This is a genomic window from Calditrichota bacterium (assembly GCA_013151735.1).
Lineage (GTDB): Bacteria > Zhuqueibacterota > JdFR-76 > JdFR-76 > BMS3Abin05 > BMS3Abin05.
The window spans coordinates 13,075-21,886 of record JAADHR010000144.1 but is presented as its reverse complement, the minus strand read 5'-3'; the positions used below and the strand labels follow the sequence as shown (position 1 = coordinate 21,886).

At 49.7% G+C, this 8,812-nt stretch carries 7 protein-coding genes; all 7 read right to left on the bottom strand.

Annotated elements, in window-relative coordinates; all coding sequences use genetic code 11:
• Positions 1-296: 296 nt before the first annotated feature.
• On the bottom strand, positions 297-3,224 hold the full coding sequence (locus GXO76_10355; GenBank protein NOY78256.1) for a UvrD-helicase domain-containing protein: 2,928 nt from the start codon (positions 3,222-3,224) through the stop codon (positions 297-299).
• A gap of 85 nt (positions 3,225-3,309) precedes the next feature.
• The gene (locus GXO76_10350; protein ID NOY78255.1) at positions 3,310-4,323 is read right to left on the bottom strand and encodes a flippase-like domain-containing protein; all 1,014 of its coding nucleotides are present in this window, start codon (positions 4,321-4,323) and stop codon (positions 3,310-3,312) included.
• Between the two features lie 132 nt (positions 4,324-4,455).
• Entirely contained in the window at positions 4,456-5,547 is a 1,092-nt protein-coding gene (gene ychF / locus GXO76_10345) for a redox-regulated ATPase YchF (protein NOY78254.1), read from the bottom strand.
• 38 nt (positions 5,548-5,585) lie between these two features.
• Positions 5,586-6,533: a hypothetical protein gene (locus tag GXO76_10340; GenBank protein ID NOY78253.1), complete on the bottom strand. Its 948-nt coding sequence runs from the start codon at positions 6,531-6,533 to the stop codon at positions 5,586-5,588.
• An 11-nt stretch (positions 6,534-6,544) separates the two neighbouring features.
• Entirely contained in the window at positions 6,545-7,420 is an 876-nt protein-coding gene (locus GXO76_10335) for a DUF3108 domain-containing protein (protein NOY78252.1), read from the bottom strand.
• Between the two features lie 37 nt (positions 7,421-7,457).
• Entirely contained in the window at positions 7,458-8,492 is a 1,035-nt protein-coding gene (locus GXO76_10330; GenBank protein NOY78251.1) for a glycosyltransferase family 9 protein, read from the bottom strand.
• On the bottom strand, positions 8,489-8,812 hold a 324-nt coding region (locus tag GXO76_10325), incomplete at its 5' end, for a hypothetical protein (protein ID NOY78250.1). The genes GXO76_10325 and GXO76_10330, both read right to left, overlap by 4 nt.

The window sequence follows — 8,812 nt, the reverse complement described above, 5'->3', positions numbered from 1 at the left end:
CGAGTAGTTCTCCGATGTTGTTTAGTAATTTACTGTAATCCTGTCTTGCGGGTTTACTCATTTCAATCCAATTTCTTCTTGAAGTTTGGCAAGTAACGCTTTGTTTTCAGTAAAGGACTCTTTCAGCATTTGCGGTCATTCAATGCTGGAATAGGCTTTCTCTTCCTCACGGAATATGCGGATTTTTAATAGTGTATAACTTCATACTAAATCCAATCAAAGATTGCTTTGTTGCCTGCCAGTTTGCAGCCTCCTCCCAACGACACATAATTTTAAACAATTTTCCGAGTCCGGGTTTAACTCTGCACGCTGGGGCAAATGGAATTAAACGAGCAGTAGCGGCAGCTCATATAGTCCGGCCGGGCCTCAAAATCTCTCTGACGAATTCCATGAGCAGCCGTTTGAATATCGTCCAGGAATTTGTCCATTTTCATTTTTTCCACATCCACGGATCCGGTCAGTCCCGATTCCAGAAAGCGGAGTTCCACACGAACAGGGCGTTCCCGAAACATACTTTCGTAAGCCAGAACGTAAATGGCCAATTGCAGACTCTTCTTCGCCCGGTCATCCGCTTTCTTTTGTTCACGAATGTCGGACGATTTAAAATCGACAATCACGATTCCGGAGGAGCGTTTGTCCACCCGGTCCCAGCGCCCTACAATGTGATTGTTTCCCAGATTAAAGCTGAATTCCTTTTCTACGTACAGCGGAATTTCTCCGGAGGCTTCTTCTTTTTCGAAAAAGCGCTTCAAGGCCTGCAGCCCGGCTTCAAACCGCTGCTCTTCGTGTTCTCTCGAGAAAAATCCCTCACTGGACCAGGACTCGCGGAAGGCATTTTCCAGAACGGAAAAATCGACCGGGAATCCCTTAATCTTTCGCCGGTAATATTCGCTAATGGCCTGGTGAAGGGCGCTGCCGTAAATAACCGTGTGATGCGGCGCAATGGGTACGCGTAAAATGTGCACATACTTGTATTTCAGGGGACAGGTCAGGTAGTCGTCTATTTGATAAAAACTGAGCGTTAAAAGCTGGTCGTCGGGAATGGGGTCCAATTCGGCCCGAAGGCCGTCCGGCGATGGCGCAAACCGCTGAATGGCTTCTTCGGCGGAGGTCCGGGTGTAGACATCATTTTGAATGGGGCGATCCAGGGCCTCGGCTACAAATTGGCTGACTTTTCGGAGCCGCTTTCCCCCGTAATCCCGTGCGGATGTGAGATACAATTCCTCCTGGGCCCGCGTCATTCCCACATAAAACAGTCGTCTTTCTTCCTGAAGATGAAAATCCCCGGAGGGCAGAATCTCTTTGACCAGCGCCTCCGGCAGCGGGATCGGCTCCCTGCGGTTTCGGTGCGGGAATTTTTGTTCCACCAGGCTCACCAGGAACACCACCGGAAACTCCAGCCCCTTGGCCTTGTGAACTGTCAGGACATGAACGGCATCGGCCTCCAGATCCACATCCGCCGTCGCCGGATCGTCACCGGCTTCGATGAGCAAATCCAGGTATTCCACAAAATACGAGACCCGATCGACTTGTGCAACATCTCCGAAACTTTTTACAATTTCAAAAAATTTGGCAATATTCTGGATTTTCAAATCGCTTTCAAGGGAGCTCTGCTGCGTCAGGCGCTTTAAATATCCGCTCTGGGTTAGAAATTCGTAGAGCACCACACCCGTCGAATTTTCGCGCGCCATTTTTAAGTACGCATTAATATCCGTGACCATTTTTTCAAGGGTCGCCCGGCCCTCCACGGAGAGGGCTTCCAGCTCAGGATACTGCTTGTAATGCTGAAACACATCGAAAAGGGAGCGGTTGTTTCGGCTGGCCACATGGTAGCAGCGCTTTTGATCCTGAACGGGCATCTGGTAAATCTCCGATTCTGCCAGAAGCGAGAGACTCTTGGAATCGGCAAAATCGTAAAGAACACGCAAAAATGCCAGCAGCAATTGGATTTCGTGCTGCTTGTAAAGCCCGCGGCTCCCGGAAAATTGGGCCGGAATGCCCGCCATTCGCAAAGAGGTTAAAAAGGGATCGGCATCGTTGTTGGCCCGAACCAGAATGGCAAAATCGGAATAGCGCCGTTTCCCCTGTTCCACCTGCTCCTGAATGATTTCGGCCACGGCATCGGCCTCAGAGGAAAGACGGTCAAAATGCAGGTGCCGGACAACCGGAGGCAAATCCCTTCGGGTTTCGGCCACAAGCTGCTTGTTAATGGCGCTTTTTACCTCCAGCCGGTCGGGGTTGTTGTGTACGATCCACGCGTAGGCCGCATCCAGAATCGCCTGGGTCGACCGATAATTTCGTGTCAGGACAATTTGTTGGGCCGTGGGAAAGGCATCCGTAAAATTCAGAATATTGCTGATGGCTGCCCCCCGAAACTTGTAGATCGATTGATCATCGTCGCCCACAACGGTGATATTCGGGCGGTTTTTGGCCAATTGCCTCAGAAGCTGAAATTGGGCATAATTTGTGTCCTGGAACTCATCCACGAGAATGTACTTAAATTGCGATTGAACCTGACCCAGAACGGCCGGCCGGTTTCGGAAAAGAGACAGGACAAGGGAAACCTGATCTCCAAAATCTATTTTTCCCTCCCGGGTCAGCTGGTCCTGGTAATATTTGTAGCACTCCGCCAATTCTTTTTGTTTGACCGCTTCGCTCTGCAGGGCCTCATCGTCGGGATGGGCTCGGGCATTCTCCTCCAATTTTCGGGCAAATTGAAGGTAGTCTTCGGGAGACACATCTTCATCCTTCGCCCGACTGAAAAGTGTAATCATGGCGTCGACAAATTTGGTGGGATCCCCCAGGGGGCGGAAATAATTTAAAGGAAAGTCAAAAATGTGATCCCGAAAAAAGAGGACCTGTTCGGGACGCGACAACACTTTTAAATCGGAGGTCAGTCCCATTTCCAAAGCGTATTCCCGCAGAATGCGGTCTCCAAAGGCGTGAAACGTACTGATGGCAACCGTGGCGTAACCGTAAGGGACCAATTCGTCCACGCGGGCCTGCATTTCGGCGGCTGCCTTATCCGTAAAGGTAAGGGCTAAAATTTCTTCGGGCCGGGCCCGTTTGGACGCAATTAAATAGGCAATTCGGTGTGTAATGACGCGGGTTTTCCCGGTTCCGGCTCCTGCCACCACCAATAGCGGTCCCTCGCCGAACGTGACGGCCGCCTGCTGTTCCGGGTTCAGCCCCTCAATTATTTTCGAGACGGAAAAATCATCCATTTGTGTTGTGGTTCCCTGGTCAAAAGGTGTGTTTAAATATAAGACAAAATTCAAATGGAATCAAGACCACAATCTCGGAAGGGGGCTATCGGACGGTCTCGACCAATTTCTTTTCCTGCAGGGCATCGGAAAGCTTGAGGTTTTCGCGCCCGAAATAATACAGTCCCACCAGGGTTGAAGGGATGAAGTTAAACAGATGAAGAACAACGGCCACACTGAGGGCCTCGCTGCCCGGCACCCCGTACAGCGCCAGTCCCTGCATGGCCAGGTAATGGTAGGTTCCCACGTAGCCGGGAGACGACGGAATGGTGACCCCGATTCCCGTCATAATCAGAACCACCACACTGGCCAGAAGCGGCAGGTGATACGTGGTGTCCAGACCAAAAGACATAATAATCATCTGGACAATTCCTACATAACAGGCCCAGATCAGAAGGGACAACACCATCACGATGAAATAGTACCGCGGCGTGCGAAGCACTCCGAATCCGCCAATCAGGCTTTCAATGGAATCCAGAATCTTGGACGTCAATTTCTCTGAAAAAGGCGAAAGCAGTTTTTTGAGGAGCCCCAGTGTAGCTTCGGTTTTGTACACCAGAAACCCCATAAATAAAATGGCCGCAAACGTGATGGCAAAAATCAGGTAACCACTGTCACGAATCCATTGAGGAAAGGGCTGGAACAAAAATGTGATTCCCAGCAAAAAAAGAAGAGTCAGCAGATCGATAATGCGTTCCACAATAATGGTAGCAAATGAAGACACTTTAGAGACATGAGCCGTTCGCCCGATGGAATAGGCCCGCAGAAATTCACCCAGGCGCATCGGAAAAATGTTATTCGCCATGTAGCCTACCATCATGGACGCAAAGAGGTTGTTCATGGAAATGGGTTTAATGCTTTTGAAAAAGTATTTCCATCGAAAGGCACGAAACCACAGGCTAAAAAACATAAAAATGGAAGCCGGAATAAAATACCAGTAATCGGCTGTGCGAAAGGCTTCTGCCATTTCGGGGAGGCTGACCTTTCTAAAGGCCAGCCAGAGAAAAAACGCACTGAGAAGAAGTCCCAGAGTAATTTGAAATTTTTTCGATTTTAACATGCGTATCCTTCACACTGAAGATCGATCAACTACCTGAACTTGACAACACAAAAGGTTCACAACGGCTTCATTTACATCGAGTCACCTTGGTGATTTCGTCTCTTTGCAGCTCCAATTTATGAATCCCCCGAATCAAACATTGAATCGAAATGAAATAATGTCTCCATCTCTGACAATGTACTCCTTGCCCTCCAAGCGAAAAACCCCGGCTTCCTTGCATTTGGCCAGCGATCCGTGAGCCACGTAATCGTCGTAAGAAACCACTTCCGCCCGGATAAATCCCCTCTCCATATCGGAGTGAACGGCACCGGCTGCCTGAGGCGCGCGGGTCTGCTGCCGAATAGTCCAGGCACGAACCTCGTCGTCACCAATTGTAAAAAAAGAAATTAGCCCCAACAGGTGATACGTGGTTCGGATCAGTTTTTCCAGCGCCGATTCCTGAATTCCCAAATCCTGCCGAAACAGAGCGGCATCCTCCGGGTCAAGCTGGGAAATCTCCATTTCGATTTCGGCAGAAAGGGCCAGAGCATGTGTTTTGGGCTGATCCTTTAATTGAGAAAAAGATTGCAAAATCTGTTCCTCGTTTCCTATATCGGCTTCATTGATATTAAACATTACAATCTGAGGTTTCTCCGTCAGAAATTGGTACCCGCGAAGGATCTTTTCCTCATCCGGGGAAAAATCCAGACTGCGAAGCGGATGTTCTTCTTCCAGTTCCGCCAGACAGCGCTTTAAGAGTGCCAGCTCTCTCTGATCGTGTTCATCTTTTTTCTTACGAAGCTGATTTTCCAGACGCGAAATTCGATTTTCCAGAATGGCCATGTCGGAAAGAATAAATTCGGCTTCCAGCGTTTGCAGGTCACGGGCGGGATCGACGGTGTTGTCCGGGTGCGGAACGGATTCGTTCTCAAAGGCACGAATGACCACCACAAGGGCATCGACATTTTTCAGATCATTCAGCAATTCGGACAGCACTTTGGCCGATTCACTGATCCCCTTTTCGAACCCCGCCAAATCCACATATTCGATGGTTGCCGGAATTTTTTTAGCAGAGGGGAAATGGGTGTGCAAAAAATCCAGCCGCTTGTCCGGAACTTTTACAATTCCGATGTGCGCTTCCCGTTTTCCCCCTGACCATGACCCCACATCCACTTTTGACTGAGTCAGGGCATTAAACAGGGTGGTTTTCCCGGAAAGCGGTAAGCCAATAATTCCAACACGCATTTTTAATCTCCCAAAATTTTTTTGAATTTAAGATCGTTTTATTCCAATTCCTCCAAAATGGCCGCAGCCAAAAGGGGAATCATAATTTCGTGATGCCCGATAAACTGGTAGCCCTTTCCTGCATCCAGCGTGGGGCGCTGAACCACATTCACACTGGGGCGATAGTGCCGGAACATGTCAAAATTGGCCGTAAAAAACTCCTTCACATCGTAGCCGATGTTGCGGGCAACCGTCAACGCCTTCAAAAAAACCTCCGGTAAAATAACCGTCGACCCTGCCAAAACCACCACACCGCCGTGTCCCAGTTTTGAAATCACACGGGCCAGAATCCGGAAATCTCTCAAGCTCAGTTCCCCGATGGCCGAGCCCTTTGCGTTGGGGTGCTGGTGAACGATATCGGTTCCAACCCCAACATGTACGGTTACGGGAACACCCAAACGGTACGCATTTCCCAGAATGCTCAATTGCCAGAAGGGCGGTTTCTCTTCAAAAATACGTTTGCCCAGGGCCTCGCCATATCCCAACTTGTCTTTAACGGCCGCGGCAACAGTTCCGTTGATTTTTTCAGCCGTTTCCCCGGACATGCCAAATGTGCCATTCTGAAGATTGGTTGCCACATCCTCAGAGGTCTGCCCCCAGTAGGCCAATTCCGTGTCGTGGATGGGGCCGGCGCCATTCATACTGACCGCAGAAATAATGCCCCGTTCCATCAAATCAATGATAACGGGACTCAATCCGCACTTGATCACGTGGGCACCCATCATCCAGATCAGGGGCTTCTTTTTACGGTAGCCCTCCACCACGTGCCCTACAAATTCGCGCAGTTCTTCCCCGACCAGGATATTGGGCAGTGAATGCCAAAAATCCCGGAAGCTCATTCCCGTCCGGTAGGGACTGGCGAACTCCTCCACGTTGACCTTGTTTTTTCTGCTTTTTATTGAGATAGGTTTTACGTGCCCGATATCAATTTCATCGTAACGCGACATTTTTCCTCCAGTTATTCAACAGACCCCAGCGTGTATTTTTTAAGCTCCGCCACAAAAGACCCCACCACGACTTTACCTTTACTTTTCATAAGAACCGGCGTGTGCGTTTGATCATCCGTTAACCAGACGGTCAACTCCCCTTTTTGTTGAAAAATACCCGTGCTTCGCAAAATCGGGCGAATCACCACGCAATCGAATCGTCCGGCCTTTACCTTGATTCGCTCTTTTTTAAGAACCCGGACCTCCAGAGGATACACCTTGTGATCGGCGTAGTTGTCTACCAGAATCGGCTTCCCCACAACCAGGGGCTGCGTTCGCACAAAATAGAGAGCCGAAAGGACATCCTGCACATAGGGTGTAACGGGAATGGTGTCGCCCCGGCTGACTACAAAATGATGCCGCTGGTCAAAAACTTCCTCAATATCCGCCTTGAATTTCCCTTCCCTGAGGTGCTTTTCAAAATGCCAGCTGAACAGCCCCTCTACATCCATCAGCGATTCTACACGGTCGCGGACCTTAAAAAACGTGGAAAATGTTCGGTTGGTTGCCGCCCGTGAAACGATCCGATAGGCTTTGCGCCCGTGAATGGTCACAATTTCCGGGATTTCCATGACCGCCTCGCCCGCGTGAATGGGCCCCCATCGAATCACAAAAACCAGCTTTTCCCCCACACCAAATGCCCGGTTCGGAAGTTTCCTCCAGAAAAAATTTCCCGTTGTCGAAGAGTCCGAAGAATCTGCGACAACCTTTTGGGCAGGATGTTCCGAAACCGATTTTCCCTGCGAAAACGAGGGTACCGCCCGGAAAAGGCCCGATAAAATCCCCAGAAAAACAAGCCAGTGAAAAATCTGTGTCGTTTTTAAACGAACGGGTTGTTTGTCAGTCAAAGCTAAAAACCTTCTTGTCATTTGGATGAATGCTATTTTAAATTCCGTTCTGCAGCTTTTCCAGTACTTTCTCCAAAACCATTTTCACGGTGATTTGTTCCATGCAGCGGGTCTGGGCGCACCGTTTCGAATCGCATGTTTTACAAGATACGTGCTGCGGCACCAGGACTGAATCCGAGCGGCCATACGGCCCCCAACGCTGCGGATGGCAGGGCGGTACCGGACAATACAATCCCACAACTTCGGTTCCCATGGCCACCGCCAGGTGCAGCGGGCCGGTACTGTTGGCCACAACCACGGACGCCTGTTTTAAAAGCGCGGCCAGCTCCAGTAAATTCAGTTCATCGTCAAAACGCAAGAGCTCCGTTTGAGCGGTGCGAACCACCCGGTCGATTAACTCTTTTTCGGCAGCCACTCCTGTAACCGCAACGGCCAGATTTCGCCCGCGAAGAACTTTTGCCAATTGCCCGAAAGAAGCGGCCGGCCAATCCACGGCAGACCCTCCGCTGCCCGGATGGAGAACAATCAGCGGTTGGTTCGGATTCCACCCCTTCTGCTCCAAAAGCAAACGTGTTTTTTTCTGAACAGACTCCGGCACATTAAACCGAAAAAGAACCGTCTCCGGGGAAATCCCCAAAGGCTTTAACAAATTAAGATTGTGTTCAACCTCGTGCTGATTCGTGTGTTTTCGATGTTCGAAAACCCGATAGTTGTAAAAAACAGAAAACGCCCGATAAGCTGTGCCGATGCGTACGGGGATCCCCGCCCGGTAGGTTCGCCAGGCCCATCGTGCATCGGGATGCAGCGCGATGCAGACATCAAATTTCTTCCGCCGCAGGATGTCGATGGCCCCTTTTTCATGTTTCATTTCGTCTTCCACAAGCACGTCATCAATATCCGGATGCTGTTCAAGCAAGTCCCGGGTGTAATTCCGGGACAAAAAGGCAATTCTTGAATCCGGCAGCACCTGTTTAATGGCCGTGGCCACAGGTGTTGAAAGAATCACATCTCCCAGACGGTCGGTTCGAATCAACAGAATTTTCGCATTCGATTTTAGATGAACCTGCCTCACGAAAAATCCAGACTGTTGTGATCCCGCTGGAGCTTTGCATCTGCCAATTGAATAATTCGGGGTAAAATCCGATCTATTTCCTTCTCCAGCTCCTGAAAAATCTTCTGGTAAAACCGTTTGCTTTTGCCGATCGGATCGGGAATTTCATTTTTTCTGCGATCTTTTTTATCCCGGTCAAATGCTTTCAGAAGGTACACATTTTCCTGATAATTTGGGAAAAGCTCGTGAATGAATTTCAGATGCTCTTTTTCCATGACAAACACAATATCGGATTGGGCCAAATGGTGTTTGCGGAGGGCCTGACTTCGATGAGCCGAAAT

Excerpts from the sequence above, each read along its gene's own strand:
- GXO76_10355 (NOY78256.1), bottom strand. The coding sequence starts at position 3,224 with ATGGATGATTTTTCCGTCTCGAAAATAATTGAGGGGCTGAACCCGGAA.
- GXO76_10350 (NOY78255.1), bottom strand. The coding sequence starts at position 4,323 with ATGTTAAAATCGAAAAAATTTCAAATTACTCTGGGACTTCTTCTCAGT.
- ychF (NOY78254.1), bottom strand. The coding sequence starts at position 5,547 with ATGCGTGTTGGAATTATTGGCTTACCGCTTTCCGGGAAAACCACCCTG.
- GXO76_10340 (NOY78253.1), bottom strand. The coding sequence starts at position 6,533 with ATGTCGCGTTACGATGAAATTGATATCGGGCACGTAAAACCTATCTCA.